The 21,572-nt window shown below is 38.2% G+C and carries 18 protein-coding genes; 13 read left to right on the plus strand and 5 right to left on the minus strand.

Annotation, left to right across the window (positions count from 1 at the left end):
- Positions 1-20 precede the first annotated feature (20 nt).
- From thrS to CSEC_RS08405, 8 genes are all read left to right on the plus strand, one after another.
- Positions 21-1,934 carry a threonine--tRNA ligase gene (thrS, locus tag CSEC_RS08370; protein ID WP_419761213.1) on the plus strand — a complete coding sequence of 638 codons (1,914 nt, stop codon included), beginning with the start codon at positions 21-23 and terminating at the stop codon, positions 1,932-1,934.
- A gap of 109 nt (positions 1,935-2,043) precedes the next feature.
- Entirely contained in the window at positions 2,044-2,811 is a 768-nt protein-coding gene (locus tag CSEC_RS08375) for a ParA family protein (RefSeq protein WP_041018007.1), read from the plus strand.
- A gap of 33 nt (positions 2,812-2,844) precedes the next feature.
- Positions 2,845-3,582, plus strand: coding sequence for a CT583 family protein (locus CSEC_RS08380; RefSeq protein ID WP_041018008.1), 738 nt, complete (start codon positions 2,845-2,847; stop codon positions 3,580-3,582).
- 48 nt (positions 3,583-3,630) lie between these two features.
- On the plus strand, positions 3,631-3,813 hold the full coding sequence (locus tag CSEC_RS08385; protein WP_041018009.1) for a Sec-independent protein translocase subunit TatA/TatB: 183 nt from the start codon (positions 3,631-3,633) through the stop codon (positions 3,811-3,813).
- On the plus strand, positions 3,782-4,702 hold the full coding sequence (gene tatC, locus CSEC_RS08390) for a twin-arginine translocase subunit TatC (protein ID WP_041018010.1): 921 nt from the start codon (positions 3,782-3,784) through the stop codon (positions 4,700-4,702). The genes CSEC_RS08385 and tatC overlap by 32 nt, the downstream gene beginning before the upstream one ends.
- Before the next feature lie 138 nt (positions 4,703-4,840).
- Positions 4,841-5,248 (plus strand): hypothetical protein, encoded by a 408-nt coding sequence (locus CSEC_RS08395; protein ID WP_053331925.1) that lies wholly within the window; start codon positions 4,841-4,843, stop codon positions 5,246-5,248.
- 84 nt (positions 5,249-5,332) lie between these two features.
- A complete protein-coding gene (locus CSEC_RS08400) occupies positions 5,333-8,293 on the plus strand; it encodes a hypothetical protein (protein ID WP_041018154.1) in 2,961 nt (986 codons plus the stop codon).
- 403 nt (positions 8,294-8,696) lie between these two features.
- Positions 8,697-10,160, plus strand: a complete 1,464-nt coding sequence (locus CSEC_RS08405; RefSeq protein WP_041018011.1) for a hypothetical protein — start codon at positions 8,697-8,699, stop codon at positions 10,158-10,160.
- Positions 10,161-10,199: 39 nt separating this feature from the next.
- Here the strand turns inward: CSEC_RS08405 and CSEC_RS08410 are convergent, their stop codons facing one another.
- From CSEC_RS08410 to CSEC_RS08430, 5 genes are all read right to left on the minus strand, one after another.
- Positions 10,200-11,480, minus strand: a complete 1,281-nt coding sequence (locus CSEC_RS08410) for an MFS transporter (RefSeq protein WP_053331927.1) — start codon at positions 11,478-11,480, stop codon at positions 10,200-10,202.
- The gene (locus CSEC_RS08415) at positions 11,481-12,377 is read right to left on the minus strand and encodes an HvfC/BufC N-terminal domain-containing protein (RefSeq protein ID WP_041018012.1); all 897 of its coding nucleotides are present in this window, start codon (positions 12,375-12,377) and stop codon (positions 11,481-11,483) included. It lies immediately after the preceding gene.
- The gene (gene bufB, locus CSEC_RS08420) at positions 12,352-13,251 is read right to left on the minus strand and encodes an MNIO family bufferin maturase (RefSeq protein ID WP_053331928.1); all 900 of its coding nucleotides are present in this window, start codon (positions 13,249-13,251) and stop codon (positions 12,352-12,354) included. The genes CSEC_RS08415 and bufB overlap by 26 nt, the downstream gene beginning before the upstream one ends.
- 171 nt (positions 13,252-13,422) lie before the next feature.
- The gene (locus CSEC_RS08425) at positions 13,423-13,881 is read right to left on the minus strand and encodes a hypothetical protein (protein WP_041018013.1); all 459 of its coding nucleotides are present in this window, start codon (positions 13,879-13,881) and stop codon (positions 13,423-13,425) included.
- 83 nt (positions 13,882-13,964) lie between these two features.
- Entirely contained in the window at positions 13,965-14,684 is a 720-nt protein-coding gene (locus tag CSEC_RS08430) for a hypothetical protein (protein ID WP_041018014.1), read from the minus strand.
- A 403-nt stretch (positions 14,685-15,087) separates the two neighbouring features.
- On the opposite strand from CSEC_RS08430, the gene CSEC_RS08435 reads away from it, so the two are divergent.
- From CSEC_RS08435 to CSEC_RS08455, 5 genes are all read left to right on the plus strand, one after another.
- Positions 15,088-15,537, plus strand: a complete 450-nt coding sequence (locus CSEC_RS08435) for a DUF2059 domain-containing protein (RefSeq protein WP_041018015.1) — start codon at positions 15,088-15,090, stop codon at positions 15,535-15,537.
- 92 nt (positions 15,538-15,629) lie between these two features.
- Positions 15,630-16,835: an MFS transporter gene (locus tag CSEC_RS08440; RefSeq protein ID WP_053331929.1), complete on the plus strand. Its 1,206-nt coding sequence runs from the start codon at positions 15,630-15,632 to the stop codon at positions 16,833-16,835.
- Positions 16,836-16,944: 109 nt separating this feature from the next.
- Positions 16,945-17,877, plus strand: a complete 933-nt coding sequence (locus CSEC_RS08445) for a DMT family transporter (RefSeq protein WP_237559227.1) — start codon at positions 16,945-16,947, stop codon at positions 17,875-17,877.
- A gap of 312 nt (positions 17,878-18,189) precedes the next feature.
- The gene (locus tag CSEC_RS08450; RefSeq protein WP_041018016.1) at positions 18,190-19,233 is read left to right on the plus strand and encodes a tetratricopeptide repeat protein; all 1,044 of its coding nucleotides are present in this window, start codon (positions 18,190-18,192) and stop codon (positions 19,231-19,233) included.
- Positions 19,234-19,618: 385 nt separating this feature from the next.
- Positions 19,619-21,457, plus strand: a complete 1,839-nt coding sequence (locus CSEC_RS08455) for a DUF4864 domain-containing protein (protein WP_041018017.1) — start codon at positions 19,619-19,621, stop codon at positions 21,455-21,457.
- The last annotated feature ends 115 nt before the right edge of the window (positions 21,458-21,572 follow it).

Raw genomic sequence — 21,572 nt, forward strand, 5'->3', positions numbered from 1 at the left:
GGAATTTCGTTGCCATGCAGATCATCCACAAAGATAAAAAATTGGACCTTCCTGAAGGATCCACAGCTAAGAATCTAGCGGATCAGCTAAATTTAAAAAATCCCAATGAGGCGGTTGCCGTTCATATCAATGGCCTTTTAAAGGATTTATCGACGCCTTTAAAAGAGGGAGATGCCGTTCAGTTTTTTAATTTTGAGGATAAAGAGGGTAAAGAAGTTTTTTGGCATACGTCGGCCCATGTTCTTGCGCAAGCGATACTTCGCCTTTACCCTGAGGCCAAACCGACCATTGGACCCCCGATCGAGCATGGGTTTTACTACGACTTTGCAAATCTTAACCTTTCCGAAGACGATTTTCCTAAAATTGAAAAGGAAATGGAAGCGATCGTAAAAGAAAATTATGTTTCTCAAAAAGAGACGTTTTCTTCTAAGGATGAAGCGAAAAAAGCTTTCTCTTCAAATCCCTATAAACTTGAATTGATTGACGGGTTTAACCCGGAAGATGCGTTAACCGGCTATCGACAAGGGGAATTTTTTGATCTCTGCCGAGGCCCTCACCTACATAACTTAGGTAAAATAAAAGCTTTAAAATTGCTTAAAACCTCAGGGGCTTATTGGAAGGGTGATTCTAACAACGAAGTTTTAACTCGAATATATGCGATTACTTTTCCCGACAGAAAGTTACTAAAAGATTACCTGACGCTCTTAGAAGAAGCAAAAAAGCGCGATCATAAAGTCGTAGGGCCGAAACTTGATCTTTTTTCTCTGAAAGAAGAAGCCCCTGGAATGCCATTTATCCACCCCAAAGGCCTTTTAATTTGGGATTCGCTCATTGGTTTTATTAAAGAGCTTCTCCATGAACGCGATTACATAGAAATCAAAACGCCTACCCTAATGAGTAAAGAGCTTTGGGAGCGTTCCGGTCATTGGAAGAATTATCGAGAAAATATGTTCACCTCTGAAATTGAAGGCAGGGAATTTGCCATTAAGCCCATGAATTGCCCCGGTGCCATTCTTTTTTATAAATCCGACTCCCATAGCTACAGACAGCTTCCTTTAAGAGTGGCTGAAATTGGCAACGTGCACAGATTTGAGCCATCCGGTTCTCTTTCTGGGTTATTTAGATGCCGAAGCTTCCACCAAGATGACGCTCATATTTTCATGAAGCCGGAAGATATTCGAGGGGAAATCTTGAATGTTTTAAATTTAGCCGACCTTCTTTACTCCACTTTTGGCCTTGAATACCGATTAGAGCTTTCCACAAGACCTGAATCCGGCACTATTGGAACAGACGAAGAGTGGGAAGTGGCTACAAGCGGTTTAAAAGGGGCGCTTGATGACTCAGGCCGCGTCTACCGCATTAATGAAGGGGACGGGGCCTTCTACGGACCTAAAATTGACTTCCATATCAAGGATGCTCTTGGTAGAACCTGGCAGTGCGGTACGGTTCAGCTTGACATGGCGCTTCCTGAAAGATTCGACATCGAATACACAGCCCAAGACGGCACAAGAAAAAGACCCGTTATGATCCATAGAGCCCTTTTTGGATCCTTGGAGAGATTTTTCGGGATTTTAATTGAGCACTTCGCCGGAAAATTCCCCTTTTGGATATCGCCAAGGCAAATTAGAATTTTGACAGTAGCCGATAGGCATATCGATTACGCCAATGACTTAATGGCCAGATTAAAGAAGCATAAATTTCTTGTGGAAGTGGATGACTCAAGCGAATCGGTTGGAAAAAAGGTGAGGTCGGCTCAGCTTGATCAGGTCAATTATATTTTAACTATCGGTGATAAAGAGCTTGAGAATAAGACGGCTGCTTTAAGAACACGAGATAATGTCGTTCATGGCGAAATCGATATTGATTCGTTTGTCGCTAAGCTTATTGAAGAAAGAAGATTAAAAAATTTAAATTCAACTTATTCTTCTCAATAATCAATACTTTTTCTAGATTAGCTTAAAGGTTTCTAACTCATTTTTTAGTGAGTTAGAGGCTTTTTTAGTAAATCCTATTACAATTTGTTAGTCTTAAAAGAGTTTCTATATGACAAAGAAGAATACGGTCATTGCGGTCAGCAGCTTTAAAGGCGGGACTGCTAAAACGTCAACAGCCCTTCATATTGGATCCGCTCTTTCAAAATTTCATAAGAAGAATGTTTTGCTTGTGGATTTTGATGCGCAAGCCAATCTAACTACAGGCCTTGGCTTTGATCCCGATGAGCATGACAGCATGGCGGAAGTTTTAAAATCAAACAAGAAGCTATCCGATGTGATCCGGAAGACAAGTTTTAAAAATTTAGATCTTATTCCGGCAGACACTTGGCTTGAAAGAGTCGAGGTGACAGATCCTTTAGCAAGCGATCGTTACTCACACGAAAGGCTAAGGGATATCTTAAAAGATGCCCCTTATGATGCCATTATAATCGATACGCCGCCTTCTCTTTGCTGGCTGACAGAATCAGCCCTCATTGCGGCAAAGCACACCCTCGTTTGCGCCACCCCCGAATTTTACAGTATCAAAGGGCTTCAAAGGCTTTCCCAGTTTATTTCCAATGTCAGTGAAAGACACCCCTTGAATGTTTTGGGTGTTTTACTCTCTTTTTGGAATTCAAGAGGAAAAAGCAACGACACTTTTTTAGAAGTGATAGAAGAGACATTTCCTAAAAAAGCATTAAAAGCAAAAGTCAGAAGAGATATCAATGTCTCGGAAGCCTCTATCTTTGGAAAACCTCTTTTTGAAACTGCTCCCGGATCGAGAGCTGCTGAAGATTACAAAGAAGTTACAAAAGAAATTCTTAAGCGATTAGCTTAGTTGTAAAGCCGCTTTACATTTAAAAGGAAAATTATGGCCAAAGTTGAAACTTTGCTTGCAGAAAGACTTAAGAAAAAAGAAAACTCGGTAAAAATTGAAGAGATGGCAAGACGCTCCTCTAAAGGGGAATTGACAAGTTTTTCCGGGGTTTTTCATTTAGCTGAATTAAGCCCTCTTGAAAAGCAGAATCTAAAGGAAATTTTAGATAAGTATAAGGTTCATTCTTATAAGGAAGATGATCTTGAGCGTTTGATTGCTATTTCAAGCGAAGTCAAAGCGATCAATAATCAAGCCGTACTTTTGCACGGGGAGAGAATTAAAAAAGCTCAAAAGATTTTAACCGGGTACCAGGAAGGGGCTTTTACGGCATGGCTAATTGCCTTATACGGCAACCGGCAAACGCCATACAACTTTTTGCAATATTACGAATTTTGCTCAAAAATTCCCTCCAACTTAAAACAGCAGTTTGAAATGATGCCAAGACAAGCCATTTACACATTAGCTGCAAGGGATGCGCCGATTGATTTAAAGTGCCAGCTTATTCAAGAGCTAAGCGGCAAGACCAAGCATGAAATATTAACTGCCATAAGAGATTTATTTCCCCTAAAAGAATCGGATAAAAGAAAGCAAAAGATTTCAGTTCAAATCACTAATGATTTGCAAAAAATCCTTGCTACTTTTGAGTTAAGAAAATTTAAGCTAAATCAAGAAGAAAAGAAGCATCTTTTAAAACTTGCTCAAGACCTTATGAAAGAGATCAAGCAAAAATAGCATACGTTTTAGTAACTTTATAAAGAGCTTTTAAAAAGTGGGTTTTGTATGTTAGGGACTTTTGAATTAATTGTAATTTTTTGCATAGCACTTCTCTTATTCGGCAGTAAACGCCTTCCGGAAATTGCTAAAAGCCTAGGGCAAGGGGTTCGCGAGTTTAGAAGAGCTTGCCAGACAGACGAAAAGGAAGCCGCTTCCTATGACACCCGAGAAGACTCTAACCCTAAGTGATTTTGAAGGTCAAGCCAACCTTCCCTTTTGGGACCATGTTGAAGAGCTTAGAAAAACGATTTTACGATCGCTTCTGATAGCGGCTTTTTTTTCTTGCTTAGCATTTAGTTTTTCCACTTATTGGATAGATCTGTTCAAATGGCCGGCAGAATTTCCATCTTCCTTTGAAAAGGGTTTTACAGAAAGAATAGTTAATAGAGAATCCGTATCTCAAGAATTTAATCTTCCCGAATCTTTTCATGTCCTAGATTTAAAAAATGGGAAGCTTGAAAGCAGTAAAGTGGTTCTAGAGCCGGAAGGGAGTGTGACCTATCATTATTTTCTAAAAAAACCGGTGTTTATTCTTACCCATCCGCTGGATGGTTTTTTAATCACAATTAAATTTTCAATTTTGATAGGGCTTGGGTTGTCTTCGCCTTTTTGGGTTTGGCAAATTCTTACCTTTATTGCTCCGGCTTTCAAAAGAAATACCCAAAAGCATCTAGTTTCATTCTTTTTTTGTTCCTTTTTTTGCTTTTCCCTAGGGGTTTTTTTAGGATTTAAAATTATTCTACCGATGGGTGTTGCCTACTTTTTATCAGTCAACGAATCGATGGCCTTATCCTATTGGTCTCTCCTCTCTTATATGGACTTCTCTATCATGCTTCTTTTAGCAGCAGGCATTTCTTTTGAGGCCCTTGCCGTCATGCTTTTATTGGTTAAAAAAGGGGTGATAACCCACGCTTTTTTTAATCGGTGGCGAAAGTTAAGCTTTTTGGCCTGTTTCATCTTGGGAGCTCTTTTAACACCGCCCGATGTTCTCTCTCAGGTAATCCTAGCCCTTATCCTTTATAGCTTTTACGAATTAGCTTTTCTCTACGCTTTTTTAAAGCAAAGGTTTAATTTTTAATCTTAATAGAGTTTTAATAATTAAATAATTTAAAAATAAATGAAGTTTTATATTAAAACAAATAAACTTTTGTATTAAAATAAAATTAGAGAAAGAGTATTTTCTTTCTTAATCCAGTTAAGGATAATTGGAGAGATCATGAACGCGCAGCAAGATATAAAAAAGATATTTCATGATTTGATGACTCAAAAACAGGGTCAAGTGTTCCTTTGTTCGAAAGATATGACCCTTCGCGTGTTCGATGACGGTTCTAAACTCTCCATGTCTTGTCCTGTCTATTTTGGAAGCAATTACCTTCCAGCAAGCGTAAGAGATGCTATTAAAAAAAATCCCCCTTTTGGAAGTCAGTTTTCTTTAAAAACTTATTTCATCGTGGATGAAGAGCATTATCGCATTTTCCTAAACTATATCGGCTCTACAGAAGAATTAACCAATATGAAATTCTTTCGCCTAATGAAGGAATTCGAGTTCATGGTTGAAGAATGGCGGATTTTTTTAGATGAGCATGACAAGCAAGATTTAATCTACATTTGGAAAAATCGTTAAGCTTTATAAGGTTTTGCTGTTTACCTTCTTGCTTGATCGGATTTGTTTTCTCAACTTAAAATAGAAGAAAAAGTTCAGGGAAAAGTGAATCAGGAAAAAATAAGCAGCATTTTAAAAAAAGTGGCGAAAATTGGCGATCCTAAGTTTTTAGAGACCGCTTTTTCTTTTACTGCTTCTGAAAGAAAAGATAGAGACAAATTAGTTCCTGATAATTTACAAAGAACAATCGTTGATGAGCAAGACGACTTATCGAGGCGATTGGATTACAGCCTTTTAATGGATAGCGCCTCTGTTAGGAATGTTTTAAAAACAAGAAGGCTTGCCAATTTACTTATTGATGAAAAAGGGGCTCTAAAGCCTGATATAATAAGAAAGGCAATCAGCCTGCTAAAAAACCATCTCTACTCTTTAGGGCCTTCAAGACAAGATGAAGGCATTCGAAACAAACATATCCTCCAAGCATTAGAACTTTTGGATTCTGATAAAGAGCTGAAGTTCTCCCTGCAGAAAATTTTTAAACCCTATCAACATAAACAAGCGGAAGAAATTATTCGTCAAACTTTAAATTTGACAGATAAGACAGTCGTGACAGATGCCCATGCAAGAAGAGCTGCCCTTGCCGCTTGGTTTTGCTATTTAAGGCAAGCTGTCGGCTCATGCTTTGCGACAGCCCCGGCGATTATTTTGCATGATGAGCAGCCTCATCAATTCATGAAAGATATCAGCGAGCTCTTTGGCACAGGCAGGTTAAAAAGAACTTTTGAAGGGGTTGAGTATTCAGTTCCCTTATGCACAAGCTCGGGCAGAGGCGGCTTAAATGAGCTTGTCTTATTCCCTGATGATTTTGAGGACGGTATAAAAAGACTTTCTGAAAACCCGGGTCTTATTGCAAGTCTTGAAGCTGCGGATGTTTTAAATAAAGAGGATGCCCTTAAAGAAAGAATCCGCGAGCTAAAAAAGCATCTTCACCAAGTTTTTGAAAAATTTAAAGATGATCATGGAGTTAAGTTTTTTTCTGCCGAAGGGATTTTGAAGCGAATCCTCATGAAAAAATATGAGATTACAGAAGAAGACCTAAAAGAATTTAAAAAAAGACCAAGAGGGATGATTCATGGAAGTTTGCTTTTGCAAGTCCCTCAGGGGAGTAAAGGAAGCGGTGGAAAAGGAGAAGCTTGCTCATCTTATGAAGCTGCTTTAAAGCGAGCTGAGATTGGCTACAAAATGCTTCATAATAACACTCTTTTAAGATGCTGGGAATACACCCTCGCCTCTTTTGCTGAAACTAAGTCTGAATTTGCAAAATGGAATCTTTACTCAAGTTTAGGCTTAAAGCCGGATGAAGAAGGCGGCATAGGTGAAGCTCTTTTTCAATACCTGAAACTTAGGCTTGATGAAGCAAATCGAAAAGTTGAAGAGTATCAACTCGAGTATGAGCAAATCTTTACCCAAGTCAAGACCCTTGAATCCCGGATTCGACATGCCGGAGAAGAAGAAGCCAAATGGATAAAAGTTGAGTATCAAACAAGAGTTAATGAGCTTAGAACTATTGAAGAGCTAAGGGATAAAGCTCATGGAAATGCAAGGCGCTTGGCCGGAATGTATGATCTTCTCCTGGATCACTACCTCGATCTTTTTCCAAAATACTTTCAGGAAGTATATGACCCTGAAATGGTGGAAATGACGCAAGGACCCTACGATGATAGCCCGGCCGGCTTTAGACTTCTTTATAAGCATGGAAGGTCTAATAGCGCGCAGTGGACGCCAATTAGAGACCCCCAGGAATTTATCCAAAATTTAGCGGCTTTCTTTACGGCGGCTGAAAGAGAGCTTCATAATGAGCCTGATTTCAAGGGGGCTCAAGAAGTCTTGTCTGAAATAACAACGGCTATTGTGACCCATATAAGGACAGATAAATTTCTTGAGACGGCCTTCCACCGAATGGCGAGAGCCCACGGGATGCCGATTATTGAAAATCCTCTTGAGCATCTAGATAAAGTTGAGAAAAAACCATGGGTTTATACTTCCGGGGGAAACCTGCATACTCTCGTTAGCGTCTACTTTTTAAGAAGCTCTAACCCATCTTCTTTAAATCGATGGGTTGAAAATCCCATGGAACTGCTTGTTTTCATAGCAGACACGCTTAAGAAAGTTCCTTATAAACAAATGGAAGCGTTTGTTAAAAATGAAAGAAAATCGATGCTTATGCATTCTCCGACTCACGCTTTTTTATTAAAACCCGGATTTTGCGGCTTAAAAAAAGCTTGGGAAAACGGGGACTTTACCTTTACTTGGGTTCGGGACCATTTAATTCTCCCTATGGAACAATTTGCTGCAAACCTTATGCTTAATGAAGATATGATGGAGTATCTTGTGAAAAAACTTTCACTGGAGGTTCCTTTAAACTACAAACATTATTTTTTAAAATTATTCGGTCAAATGAAAGGTTCTATGCGCTGCCGGGATTTTAGAAGCCACCTTGCGACCACAATTGATCATGAAATGGGTCTAAAAAATAAAGGCATCCCTGTTTTATCGGCGGCTAAAATAGATAGCCTTCTTTTTCAAGAGATTCCTCTTTTTCCGATCTACCAGCTTAGGGATAGAGTCCAAAAAATTATTTCAAGGCTGGATTTGGAAAGCGATACTTTTAAAAAAGAAATCCTTTCCCTTTTAGATAAACTTGTTGAAGAAGTTCCACGTGAAAATGTTCTTGGCGCCAAAACGCTTTATGAAACAATTCTTGGTCTAACCTGTTTAGTAAAGGGCGAGACCTCGCTTCCCTTTGATCTTATTGACAAGATCAAGCTTTTGATGGAAAGCGAAGGGTTTGCGATGCCAAGACCTATCATTTTTGCAGATACCAATTGGATACAAAATGATTTTGGTTTTGTATTAAATCCCGGCAATGGAAAGCTCGAACTTTGGCGGATGGATCGCTACGCGATTGAAGGCGAACCTATGGCCAGCTGGAAAATGTGGCTTGACGGTACAAGAAAGCATCCTGATTGGGGCATATTTTACAATGCTTACGAATATCAAATTTAAAAAATAAAATTCCTTAAAATCTTTTTTTTATTCTACACAATTCTTTTTTTTAAAACGCGTGCGCAAGTGTTTTCTTATCAAAGAAAAGAATTGTTTATTTGCTATTATTTAAAATAAATTATTAACAAATTTTTTTATTAAAAAATAGCTTTACACACCTTTTTCAACCAATATTTCAAATAGATTGACTTTTTAATAAAAATAGAATAAAAAGTTACCGAACTTTGGCTATTTTTAACAAAAAATCAGTCTTTCATGAAGATTTTCTCTTCTAATCATTGATTTTTTGCCGACTTTGAAGCGTTTTATACCCTCATGGATTTCCACTTAAAGCCATTTTCTAAGCGTAATCTTTCTGGCAGATCGGCTTTCAATCCATCGCCGTAATAAATTTGGAGTTAAAATGAAATTAATAAAAAAAATCGCTCCCGCTTTTATCGCTCTTAGCGTTTTAGCAGGAAGTCTTTATGCTGACCCAGATGATTTGGGCGATATCAGTCAGCGTGATCAAGAATTAGAAGAAAGAGACTGGGATGCCCTTGCCCAATATTTGCAATCTCTTCGAGAAAGAAAGTATAAAGAGGTTCGCGGTGAATCCGGTCAAGGAAGAGACGGCCAGGAAGATCGATTACGCGATACCGGCGATGATGAAGATGAAGAAGAGTCTGAAGAAGACAAAGAGGGCGATGAGGAAAAAGACAAAGAAGATGATGAGCCGATCCTACTTTTAAGCGGCGATGTCCGTATGGACTGGAGACGCAAAACCGAAACTTTAAACGGTCATCAGCTTTTTGGCCCTAATGCTATTGATAGCCGAGGCAGAAGACGCGGCAGAAACAAGTTTGACGTAGAGTTTAATCTTAGACTAGATTACATCCAAAGATGGAATTGGGCAACTATCCAGCTTCAGTTTGATAACTCAGCAGGGATTGATGATGAGATTGAATGCCGTAAAAATACCGTTAATTTCTTTACCGGCGAGCCTATCATAGTTTGTCAAAAAAATGAACTTTTCGGGAGCGGATCTTGCTTGGATACCTGCTTAAAGAGAGCTTATTTTGGCTTCAGACTTTACGATGAGTGCGATACTACCATTGACATCGAAATTGGAAGAAGAAACCTTTACCAGGTATTTGATTCCAAAGTAGAATTCTTAAGTAGATTTGACGGTATTCTTTTTAAATACGATACTTCCTTTGACTGGGTCGGTGAGTATTATGTCCATGCGGCTGCTTTTGTTGTCGATTTTAGAGCCGACCATTATGCTTGGGTTGTTGAAACGGGTTTATTAGACATTCGAAAAACCGGAATCGATTTAAAATATAGCTTGATTGACTGGCGAAAAAACGGCAGGAACCGCTGCTTTAAAAGACATCCTTTAGGCACTGAGTTTGTAGTTTCACAAGTAGCCGGCTATTACCACATGAAGCCTTCTTGTCTTAATTTTAACCTTCCCACGGTGTTATTTGCCGCAGCTCTTGTCAACCAGGATGCGGAGCCTTTGGTAAAATTTGGCTTAGACAGCAAACAGAACTTTGCTTGGTATGCCGGAGTTCGCTTCGGCGAAGTTAGAAACAAGGGCGACTATGCCATAGGAATTATGTACCAGTGGGTAGAAGCTCAGTCCGTGCCAGATCCTGATATGTCAGGTATCGGTACAGGAAACGTGCTCGATCAGTATTTTTATTCTGAAGGGGCCGGAAACACAAACTTTAAAGGATGGCGTATTGAAGGGCTCTATGCTTTTTCAGACAATATCAGCGTAGACACAAGAGTGCAGTGGTCTTCAAGGATTAAAAAATTCCCTTTTAACCCCTGGAGCCATAGCTATTCTGAATTCAAAACAGAAGTCATTTACGCTTTCTAATCGTTAGTTATTGCAAGGCCCTTAAGAAAAGGGTCTTGCTTAATTTCCTTCTTGATGAGCTTCCCTTTCCACTTTCTTTCCAATAACATTAGCCAAATAAGCGCTAAAGATTAGAGTTAGAATCCCAATCAATGTAAATCCCCGATCGGGTCCAACATTAATGATTTCCTTGATCGCATAGACAAGAAAAGAGGCAATCAGGACTCCGACAAAGCTTAAGAAACTATTGGCTGCAATAACAGCGCCCCTTTGGTTATTCGGGCTTTTAAGTTGGATATAGGCATCTAGAGGGATTTGATAGATGCCTCCAATTGAGCCAAGGCCAAATATAAATAAAGCCGATAACATAAGGTTGTTTGAGAAAAAATCTAAAAGAAAAAAGAGAATGGCAAGCATAAAACAGGCAACTGGCACAGCAGCAAGAAGGATATTTTTTCCGGATAGCCAGCCAATAGTGTAGGAGCCGATCGCAATCCCTATAGCGCAAAGCAAGAAAAGATAGCCTCCTTCCGTATCGGTTAATTTTAGCTCTGTCACAGCAAAAGGAATAAGATTCAGCTGTACAAAAGCTGCAATTAAAAGAAAAAAACTGGAAGCAAAGATAATTGTTAAAAGAGGCGGAAAAACTTTAATATCAAAAAGTGTTTTAATAATTTCGCCGATGAAAACAGGCTTTAGCCTTTTTTGAGGGTCAACCGGTAAAGTCGTTTTAATAAACAAGCTTCCAATCAGGCCGATGAGTGAAAAAATTAAGCAAAAGGCACCGCCTGATAAATAGCTTCGATCCGTGACATCCAGGATGAAAGATGCCAAAAAAGTCCCGGCTATGATGGCAAGATAGGTAAAGGCTGTTAAGACCCCGTTTGCTTTTGAAAGCAAATTTTTCGGAACAATTTCCGGAAGGATGCCATATTTTGAGGGGCCGAAAATCGTGCTTTGAAAAGCGTAAAGAAAAAGGGAGATAAAACAAAAAACTTTGCTTTGTAAGTAAATCGACAGAATACCAAGCAAAGAGATAAAGACTTCAAATACTTTTGTTCCGACAATTAATCGGCTCTTAGAAAGCTTATCCGCGGCTTGGCCTGAGATGGCGGCAAAAAGAAGAAAAGGAATCACAAATATAGAGCCTGCAAGGGATAAGATTTCATAGCTGTTCTCGATCCCTTCGAGGTCAATAAAAAGGTAGATGACAAGCAGCTTATAAAGATTGTCGTTTAAGGCCCCAAAAAATTGGGCTATGTTTAAACCATAAAATGATTTTGGCAGGGCTCTATTTTCACCTTTAGCTAATCCTTCAATTGCATCTTTTGGCTCACTCATCTAGTTTCTCGATAGCTTTTGAGAAGCTTCAAGACCAAGCCAGCCTAAAATCGTCCACTCTTGAAACCAGAAATGAAGGTTTTCTTTCGCTTCTTCAAGAAGAGGTCCTTCTTGATTTTCAAGCCAGGAGCAGACATTTTCAATAGAGCTGCCTTTTTCAAATTGCTTTAAGAGGAAAAAGGCTCCATAGGAAATTTCTTTCCAAACCACATTCAGTTCTTTGGATCTAAAAACGACAAACACTCGTTTCCCCTTTTTTAGCTCCGGAAAATCATGATCGACCCAATGTTCTGGAGGGTGTTTCAAAATGGCTTCTCGAAATTGGGGGATGGAATATTTAAACTCCAAGATAAATAAATGAGGCTGCAGGCGAATTTTTTGGGTAAGAAGACCTTCAGCCCCTTCTTGTGTGGCTTCAATAAAATTGATAGGAGCTAATTCTTTTTCTACAAAAGATAGATTAAAAGCAAGGTCAAGACAAGCGCTTTCATAAACAAAGCGTTTATCCTTATCATGGTAGTTCTTTTGAATCCATTCCGGGAAATAATCCCCTAAATTATTAAGAGACCAATGATTCGGAGGATAGGCCAATAAAAATGGCTCAGCTAGCAAATTATTGAAATCGGAATACCCAAAGATTCTTGTGAGAACAGGAAAATTTTCTTGCATGATTGTAAGAAGCCGCCACCAATACTGCTGATTATAGATTTCAATTCTTTGAAAGGGCGCTAAAGTTTTGCTTGGATTAATCCAAAAAGCCGCTTCATCTGAAATAGGTCTTCCTGAAGGGGATTGAGCTAGGATCTCACTGCCATTATTCATCCGGCGTGTGATTATGGATGCAAACCAGTATTGCAAATCCTTTAAGGATTTAGGCGGTGATATACTCTCTTTCATAGCGACGCTTCGATGCATTTGCTTTTAAAGGGGTTTTTAAATTGAGATGCTGGAATTTCTGCTGAATTTTTTTAGCTTTCATTGCTTCTTCGCAAGTCTTTTCATAGCTGATAAAATTTTCATCCCATTCAAGAAGTGTGGATACACCGCCGGTTAATGGGTAAACTTCCTCATATAATTTCCAAACTTCGTCTTTCACATAATCGTCATGGGTATCAAGCAAATAATCCCCCTTATCGGAATGTCCGGCCAAATGGATTTGAAGAACTCGGTCAAGGGGTAAGTTACGGATGTATTCATTTGGAGAAAAGCTGTGATTTCGGCTTGACACATAGATGTTATTCACATCTAGCATCATGAAAATATCGGCTTTTTCAACAATGGCTGAGTAAAATTCCCATTCCTGCATTTCATCATTTCTAAAAGAAACATAAGAAGAGAGATTTTCAAGGGCAAAGGGAAGCTCTAGATAGTCTTGAACAATACGAGCTCTTTCAACGACATAATCAATCACTTCCTTCCGATAAGGAAGAGGCAAGAGATCATGAAAATGGGCGCCCGGTTTTTTACCCCAGCATAGATGATCTGAAATCCATGGGGTTTTGGTAATCTTTGCAAGCTGTTTTAATTTTTTCAGATAGTCGAAATCAAGAGGGGCCGGGCTGCCAATGCCTAGGGTAACCCCATGCTGAACTACCGGAAAACGTTCTAAAATTCTCTCTAAATTTTTTAAAGGCATCCCGCCTTCGATCATAAAGTTTTCACTTATAATCTCAAACCAATCGATCATAGGCTCACTATTGAAAATATCATGAAAGTGAGGGGGTCTAAGGCCTATTCCGATGCCTAAATTGGGTATGTCTTTATTTTTCATAAGTCTTAAATGGGGTCATTTTTTCAAAATCTGAACATACTGAAGAAATTGAATTAAACCAAGTACTCATTCGAATTTTTTTTAATTTTTCGCTGGTCGAAAAAAATAAAAACTCTCAAAAGAGAAAACAATCTCTACGAGAGTTTTAAGATACGATAAAGTATTAAAGGACTATTCTTTTACGGCGTTAATACGCTTTCCCTTTAGTTTAGCAGCTACAACTTTGACAGCTAAATTTTTATCGGCAAAAGCGCATTTTCCTGTATGTTTACAGTCCCCTTGCCCGGCGCAACTATTACTGTCTGTTTTGCAAGCATTCAAATATTTGCATTCATTGGTTCCGTTGCAATATTGGCTTGCGACTTTCCTTGCAAGTTCTTTTCCTTTGGCGTCTAAACTGTTATAGATCTTTTCGCCTTCTTCGTTCAATTCTAGCAAAAGTTCGTCTTCTGTCATTAAATGATAGTTCATATTGGCTTGATTCGGATCATCATCAAGAACTGTACCTGCAGGCTTTTCGGAGTGTTTATCTAGATTTGTGTCTTTAGCTGACAACTTGCCTTGAGAAAGAACACAAGTACCGCTCATAATTCCGATTAAAGCTAGACGGGATAATTGTTTTTTTTTCATGACAGACCTATTTTTTTAACCCAATTTATTAAAAAAGTGCCATGGAAGTAAAACTTCCATGGCACTTAAAAGTAACTTAAATATTATTTACCAGCGCATCCGCTGCCGCTTGTTGGAGCTCTGCAGCTAGATCTTCCTGAGCAAGAAGAAGTTGAAGGCTGAGAGTAAGTTGGTCTTGCAGCGCAAGAAGAAGCTGAAGGCTGAGAATAAGTTGGTCTTGCAGCACAAGAAGCGCTTGGCTGTGATGGATAATAGTAGCCATCAGATTCGGCTACTTGTCTATTGGACGATCTTTGGTTATAGCTCTGTGGTTGTCCTTGTACCGGTGCGGTTCTTGGCATATTTTGGTAGCTGCCGTTTGAACTGCTACATCCGGATTTGCCGCTACAGCTATGTCCGTTGCTTGGTTTTTGAGAGGATTCCCAGCTTTTTTGATTTTGCCATGCTGAGCTTGCAGGTTTTTGCGTTGTGCTTGGAGATTGAACAGATGTGGGGGTTTCTTGGCTTTTTTGTGTTTCAACATCAGAGAACATCATGTCGTTCTCAGCGATTTGGCGATTTAATCTTGGATTTCTTTGAGAAGAAGATGATGAGGAAGTTGGCTGTCCGCCGCAGCTTGATTTATAAGAAGTTGATGGGCTTGAACCGCAACTTCCTGCGCCGCATTTAGCTGCAGCTATGTAATTATCCATGTCAGAGCTAACTTGGGCTGCTCCAGCAGACTGAGCTATTAACATGGCACCGCTCATGATCCCAGCAAGAGCCATTTTCTTTAAGTCTTTTTTAAAATCAATTTTTTTCATAGTCACTCCTCAAAGTGGTTATTTTCTTTAAATCTTGTCAGCTTTTTTTTAAGTACATAGCTTTTCTAACTAAAGAAAGGCCTCCATCTTTTGTCTATTTTCTTTGTAGCAAATGGTCTAAGTTCATGCAAGAAATTTTTTAAATCCAAAAAAAAAATTGTTTTTTTATATTTGTTAAACTATAAATATCTTTACTGAAAAATTTTTTTTTATTTTTGTAAGTTAGAAATAAAAGGTTAAGTTAATTAAAACTTTAACTTTTTTAATTAGAAAAAATATTAAATGAAAAACTTAGATGAAATTTTCTTAACTTTTCAAGCTCTTGAAAAACAATTGTTTAAAAGATAGTATTTTGACATTTATATCTGCCTCTTTTAAGTTTAAACAAAATCACGGACGATCGATGAAAAAGAACCTTATTTTAATTACCCTTCTTATAGCCTTGGTTTCTTTTATTTATTTTAAGGTCAAAAAATCCGACTCGGAAGAGAATGACTTAAAAATCATTGTTAAAAAAAGCTATCTTTCCAATGAAACAAAGCCCCTTTTGATTAGCGCGGCCGCAAAGACTCTAAACACTAACTCCAAAGTCATGAGCGAGCAAGACCTCATGGAGAAATTCGATGAGGCCTTAAAAAAAGAAGAAAACCTGATTAAATTTTTTCAAGTTTATAAAGAGAAGTTTACCAGACAAGAAATTCGAGAGATGCGAAAACTTCTGGAAAAGCCTATTTTTAAAAAATATTCGAAAGAATCGCCTGCTCTATTTCAAGCCAATCAAATACTCGTTCAAGAAATTTTAAGAGAGATCATAGAAAATGAAGGAAAAGAAAGAGAGCATTTAGGTTTCTAAGCCCTTAAAGTTTATCTAATTGCGGATAAAAATTTCTTTAAAAATAACCTTGCAGTAGATATAATTTCTGTCTTCATTAAAGGTTTTTTTCCATGTCAGCCAATTTGACTTTCAAACAAGCAATTATTCCCTTGCTTCTCTTATTTTTTGGACATTTTTTAATCGATTTTATGATTGGCATCTGGCCTGTTTATAAAACGCTTAATCATCTAGACCTTGGGGCCGCCGGAATCATTACCTTCTTGGCTGTTTTTTTAGGAGAAGGCCTTCAGCTTTTTTTTGGACCTGTAGGGGACTTGGGCTATCGAAAAACCATCCTGATGTTTTCTTTTGTTTTTGGGATAGCCCCTTGTTTATATGCATGCACAGAGAACTACTTTGTCTTAGGCATGCTTCTTTTCTTTGTTTGTGTTGCCTCAGGGGCTTTTCATACGGCCGCCTCAGGTCTTCTTGGAAGTTTAACCCAAGATAGAAAAGGGTTATTTATTACTTTTTTTGCAGCAGGAGGAGCTCTTGGGTTAAGTTTTAGCCAGCTTGTTTATACAAAAATTTTTGAAGCAGGAAGCGAGAAGACACTCTTTTTGGCGCTCCCTTTATTTTTAATTCTAGGACTTATTTTAGCGTATTTAAAGGATTCCAATCCTGCTAAAACTCAGGACGGGAAAGCAAAATTTTTCAATCTCGCGGATTTAAAATTATTTTTTAAAAATAAAAGGCTGAGACTCCTCTATATTTTACAAGTGACCAATCAAACAGTTGTTTGGGCGTTTATTTTTTTGCTTCCGGATTTACTTAGAGACAGAGGGTATCCTGAGTGGTTAACCTTCGGGGGAGGGCATTTAATTGCGATCTTGGGAGGCGCTATTATGATGATACCAAGCGGCTACCTGTCTGACAAAAAATCACCGAGGGCTGTTCTTTTATCTGCGACCTGTATCGGGGCAAGCCTTTTTTATTGTTTTATCTTCTTAAAACATCTCACTCTGATTGCTTTAATTCCCTTAATCTTTCTAATGGGGGCTTTTTTAAATTTAGTGAATCCGTTGTCTATTTCCTATGGTTTGAAATCCTTCCCCGAGAAGCCGGGTCTTGTCAGCGCTGTTTTAATGGGCCTTGTTTGGATTATAGCAGAAGGGATCGGTCAAGGAGGCGGGGGTCTGTTAACCAAACTTTTTAGCGAAGATTCCGCTGCAAAAGCTCTTTCTCTAATCGGTTTTTTGTTTATACCGGCTATTGCCTCTGCTTTTCTTTTACCGAGAGCTGAACCTAAGACCCTGCAAGAGCCTTTGGTTATGTAGGGGCTTTTCAAAGAGGTGTCTAGTAATTTTTATTTTAAATATTTTCTTTTAAAAAAGAAGACGGATCAGTATACTAACATCTTAAAATAATGAAATTTAAGCCAAACAGATGATTTTTTTAGTTTTTTTACTTTATGCCCTTTTTGGAAGTATTTTTACGATTGCAAAAGTAGGCCTTGAGTACACTACCCCCCTTTTCTTTGTGGGCTCCCGAATGTTTGTTGCCGGGATTTGCATTTTGACTTATGCCTACTTTAAGGAACCGACAAAGTTTTGGAGTAATTTTAGAAACGGATCCACCATCCTAAAGCTTGGTTTTTTTAACATTTACCTAACGAATGTCTTTGAGTTTTGGGGTTTGCAGTACCTAACTTCATTTAAAACCTGTTTCATTTATAGTTTGTCCCCCTTTCTTTCCGCCCTATTTTCCTATTTTATATTTTCAGAGAGACTCACCTCTCGCAAATGGCTTGGATTTGCAGTCGGCATTTTTGGTTTTGTTCCTATTTTAATGGCTCAAGGACAAGGGGAAGATCTTGCGGGACAGCTTTTTGTTTTTTCCTGGGCTGAACTTTCTGTTCTTGCCGCCACTATTACAAGCGTTTATGGATGGATCCTGCTAAGATTGCTTGTCAATGAGAAAGGCCACTCGCCCTTTATTGTAAACGGCCTAAGCATGGTTTTTGGGGGAGCTTTAGCGCTTTTGCACTCTTTTTTTACGGAAGCCTGGGATCCAATTCCTGTGACAGAATTCCTGCCGTTTGCTGAGGCTGCTATCGGCCTAATGATTATTTCCAATTTTATCTGCTATAATCTTTATGGCTTTTTACTGAAGCGCTTTTCAGCCACCTTTATGTCTTTTGCCGGTTTTACAACGCCTGTTTTTGCAGCCCTCAATGGCTTTATATTTTTAAATGAAACCATTACTTTGCCTTTTGTTTTTTCAATGGTTCTTGTTTTTGCCGGCCTTACAGTCTTTTATCAGGATGAGCTCCAAAAAGAGCCTCTATTTCAAAAGATACCGGAAAAACTTCCTTCTTAATTATTTATAAAAAAGAAGAAGGAATGTTTTTAAATTTGGTTAAAGAATAATGTAAGAAATCAGCAAAGTTATTTATATTGCTTTAGCTTCTTTGCCTTCCTGACCGGTCTCTTCAAAAGCTTGTTTTTTTTTCGAAATGCGTAATTAAGAAATTTACACAAATTTTTTTCTTCACAAAAATAGCCTTTGTACAATATGACTAAAAAAGTATAACCTGCTAAGTAAGCAAGAGTTAGTTGGAAGTAAGTTTTTTAAATACCTGATTTAAAATAACTTGTACGTTAATAATAAGAGTTTAAGGAGGTCTTGCTAATGGTGGCCTCAAGAGTTGAAGGAGAGGACCTCTTCTTCATTAATAAAGAAATCTATCATGAAGAATTAAATAAAGTTATACAGTCCGTCCTGCCTAAATTTGATCGGATTGCAAAAAACTTCTTTTTAATAAACCTTTGCTTTTGGCTTTTAATCGGAGTTGAAATTAGCGTACTGCTTATTTTCTTTTCCTGGTTTTTGAAATCCTCTCTTGTAGCTCTTGGTATTTCTGCTGTTTTCCTAACGATCTTCACCTACTTTATCCTCAGGATGTATTTTATTTCTAAAAAACCGGAGCAATACGAGGATTTTTTAGAAAGGTATACAAGAGGTGCGAAATCGGTCATCAAATATCGGGATGGCATCCCCGAACATCATTTTGCGTTAGCGGCATCTTACTCAAAGCTTGCGTCTGCCCTTCACGATAGAGAATACACTTTCTTTAAGCCCCCTTTTGGGCTTTATGCCATCTCTCCAACTCTTGAAAAAATCAGCTGCTCAAGTTTCTGGCGCGATTTTCATTGCATGAAGGAGCTTTTATTGAAAAGCTGCATTGAAGAGCATCACAAAGTGGTTCAGTGCGAGCCAACAAGCCTTGAAGTCCATGCCGCGTTAGCAAATGCTTACGTTCAGCTTTCAACGCTATATGTCGATCCTCGAAAAACTGAAACTTTCGATGAGGACCGCTGGATTCCTTCCAACAAATTTGATGATGAACAAAAAGAAAAATTTCAATATGCCGCTCTCAAGGCCGTTGAAGAGTTCAAAATCTTAAATCATTTTGCTCCGAATGATCCTTGGATTCACTCGCAGCTTGCTTATAGCTATCATGACCTTGAGATGCCGGAAGAGGAAATTAAAGAATATGAAGCTATTTTGAAGCTTCGTCCTGACGACAAAGAGACTCAATTTAAATTAGGCAAGCTGTATTTCAGCCAAGGCTATGCTGCCAAAGGCCTTAGAATTTATGAAGATTTGAGAAGAACAAACTTCAAAAAGGCCGAAGAGCTCCTTGAAAGTTACGGAAACAATCTTCAATTTTAATAATAGACTTCTTTCGAAACTCGCTTTGATTGGAAGAATAGGTTATCTTATGCTTTCAAAATTTATCAAAAAATTTGCATAAAACCAGCCCATTCTTCCAATCAAAGCGAGTTTCGAAAGAAGTCTAATAAATTCATTATTTCAAAATAGTCTAACCTTATCCATCATTTTGAAAAACAGCAGTTCAGCTCTTTCATCTTAAGAATAAAAATCACTCATGAAAGCTCATAAAGAATTTGCTTTTAAAAAATAAAGTTGTTAACTCGTGTATCATAAATGGTATTGTAATTAAAGTTCTTGATTTCAACGCTAAATCATTTGCTTTTAAAGAAGTGCTTTTTGAAATCAAAATAGGAATAGAAAAAAAATTCCTGAGGTGGAGAGTATGGAAGATCCGGTTGCAAAAGAAGAGGCAAAAACCCCAAAAAAGAAAAGCAGATATCCTTTTTGGCTGCTCGCTCTTTTGATCGTTTGCTTTGGGGGTTTTATTGCTCTACTTTTAAAACCGGATAATAAAACACCTGCTTCAAGCCTTGTTTTAAATCAGCTTGAGGCTATCAAAAACAAAAACTACACTGAGGCCTACTACGCCTTTACCTCAAAAGAATTTCAAAAAAAATACCCTCTTAGCGCTTTTAATCAAACGATCAAAAGCCATCCTTTGATCACTCTTCCAATAAATGTTGAAGTCGATAAAGTTGAGGAAACACCGAAGCATTCCGCTGTTGAAGTTTCACTTTCAGATAAGCAAGGGTTAGCTTTAACTCTAAGATACCTTCTATCTAAAGAAAATGACGAATGGAAAGTGTCGGATTGGTCTATTGATAATATGAGCGGCACTCTTTTCGAAGACAAAGAAAGCGCGAAAATCAGGCAATCGATTTTAAGCTATATCAAAGACCTTGAAAAAGATGACCTCGACAAAGCTTACTATGACCATTCAACAAAGGCCTTAAGGGATTCGGCAAGCCTTGAGCAGTACCGCAACTTGATAAAAAAATACCCGATCTTAAAAGATCAGGGTGCGCTAAGAATCAGGGATATTGCCATCCACGAAGGGCAAGCGACTATTGAACTTGAGCCTAAAGCTTCCTCCCAAATTCATATTTTGATAGAAATGCTTTATCAAAATGGAGCTTGGCTTGTAGATAATATTCATATTGTGGACCCGCAAGCAGAAGGAAAGAGCGCATCTGATATAGATGGCAAAACTTTAAGCCGCGCTTTAAACCAGCATCTCTCCCTGATAAAAGAGGGTCAAATTGAAGAGGCCTATATGATGCTCTCAAATGGATTTAAATTTGCCACCTCACTTGATGAATTTACCCTTTTTCTTCATGCCTATCCTTTTATCCAAAAACACAACAGCGTCGCATTTAACGAATATTTTGATGGCGGCCTTGGAAAAATAAGAGCGGGCATGAAAACAGGCAATAAAACTAATCTTGTAGACTACACTCTAGCCTTGGAGGATGGCGATTGGAAGATTTGGGGATTTGAAGTTTTATCTGAAAATCAAGCGGTAAGAGATAAAGTATTTAATTGGCAACCGGTATTAGAGACCATTCAGGGTCAAAAAAATGCCATAAAAATGGGCTCTTTCCATAAAGCTTATGTTGACTTTACAGCTGCTAAATTTAGAGAGTCCACCTCATTTGCAGAGTTTGTTGATTTTCTTAAGACCCACCCATTTTTTAAAAAAATGTCAGAGGGAAAAATCAAAAGCAAAGGTTTTGAAAATAATGTTGCCATCATTTTGGAAGAATTTTCAGAGCCTAATGGGGAAGTTAGAGTGGTTGAATACCATCTTGTTAAAGAAAGCGGTGAATGGAAAATTTTAACCATGAAAACCCACTATGACAATGAAACGGGCGCAAATACAACACCTCCGACCACTATCACCTCTTTAAAAATCGGGTTAGACCCCCCATTTGAAGGGAAATTAAAGGGTCATTCCTCTATTTTGCCTTCCATTGCAGGTCCGCTTTACGGCCTTCTCAATCTTAAAAATGCCAGGCCTTTTGAAAGAATTGAAATTTCTTTAAAGCATGAAGAGACAGAATCTCCAACAAGACACTTCTCTTTATTGCTCCCTAATGCCGGCGATGTTATTTTGCCGCTTGTTTTTAGCTCGCCTGAAGGTTTTTGGCCGACCGGGCACTATACGGTAGAAATTTTCTTGCTCAACGGAGAAAAAGAATTTTTCGCTTTCCAGATCAAATAAAGAAAAATTTAAGAAAACATTCCAAAAGAAGTAAAGACTTGAGGCTTGCCGATAAGTCTTAAAGCCATTAAACTCTTTAATAGACTTCTTTCGAAAGTCGTTTTGATTGGAAAAT

The organism is Criblamydia sequanensis CRIB-18, assembly GCF_000750955.1.
GTDB lineage: Bacteria > Chlamydiota > Chlamydiia > Chlamydiales > Criblamydiaceae > Criblamydia > Criblamydia sequanensis.